The organism is Nitrospira sp. NS4, assembly GCF_049546785.1.
Taxonomy (GTDB): domain Bacteria; phylum Nitrospirota; class Nitrospiria; order Nitrospirales; family Nitrospiraceae; genus Nitrospira_D.
In genome coordinates this window covers 1-1,047 of record NZ_JBMWAN010000015.1, presented here as the reverse complement: position 1 = coordinate 1,047, position 1,047 = coordinate 1, and the positions used below count along the sequence as shown (strand labels likewise).

The 1,047-nt window shown below is 58.2% G+C and carries 2 pseudogenes; one reads left to right on the top strand and one right to left on the bottom strand.

The features are described 5' to 3' along the window. Positions 1-311 (bottom strand): annotated as a pseudogene (locus tag ACO9S2_RS17660) (peptidylprolyl isomerase); the annotation flags it as partial. Positions 312-708: 397 nt separating this feature from the next. Between ACO9S2_RS17660 and ACO9S2_RS17655 the strand changes: the two are divergent. Next, a pseudogene (locus ACO9S2_RS17655) lies at positions 709-1,047 on the top strand (preprotein translocase subunit SecA); the annotation flags it as partial.

Genomic DNA, 1,047 nt, shown 5'->3' with positions numbered 1-1,047 from the left:
GCCCGGTGCTTGAGGTATTTGAGACGGGTCTCGAAATCGGGACCCTGGTCGAGCTTCTCGTTTGCTGCCGCTTCTGCAAAAAGCTGGTTATCGATAAGGAATTCGAGTAGCGAGGTACGCTTCTGCGGGGCCGGCATGGTCCCCATGTCGCTACCGATTTCGCTTTCTGCGACGGCAAGATCGCCATCGGTGATCGGCTTGCCGTCGATCGTGGCGACAACTTTATCCTCTGCGAACGCCTGCGTAACCGGCGCGCCCAGAAGCGTGACCGCAAATGCGACCGTAAAGGCGATAGGGGCGATGCGCTTCATTGGGGTGTAAGCTCCGAATTGGGGGATGAGAAATATCCGAGCCTAATCGCGGCCCGCAGCGGTGTTCGTCCGCACATATTGCAAGTAGACTGGCCTCGATAGCGGCCCGGGATGTGAAAACCAAGTTAATATTTGAACAGCGCGGCAAAACTTGAAGCCTTAGGGACAAGGTTCTGAACATTGACAGTCGGGGGGGCGAGTTCTTATGTCTGCCCCAGATCGGCGCGGGTTTCGGCCCGTTCGGACCATATGAAAGTGCCGAGGGAACGGGATGCAGGCGTGGCGGGGAGGCCCTTGCCGCGCATTTTTTGCTGATCGGGACCTCAGATGAATGCAACCCTCGCTCAGACGCTTCAAAACGTCCGGGCTGACGCTGACGTTTAGGACGGATTTCAAGATGCTCTCGTTCGGTGGCTTCGCTTCGAAAATCTTCGGTTCGTCGAATGAGCGGAAGGTCAAGAGTTACAGAAGCCGGGTTGCGGCCATCAATGCACTCGAAAGCGAAGTCCAGGCCCTGACGGATGACGAACTGAGGGCACGGACTGAGGCGTTCCGCAAAGAGCTCGAAGAAGGCAAGACCTTGGACGATTTGCTCGTCCCCGCTTTCGCCACGGTCCGGGAAGCCGCCAAGCGCACGCTGGGGCAGCGGCATTTCGACGTCCAGCTGATCGGTGGCATGGTTCTCCACCAGGGCGATATCGCCGAGATGCGAACCGGCGAAGGTAAGACGCTCGTC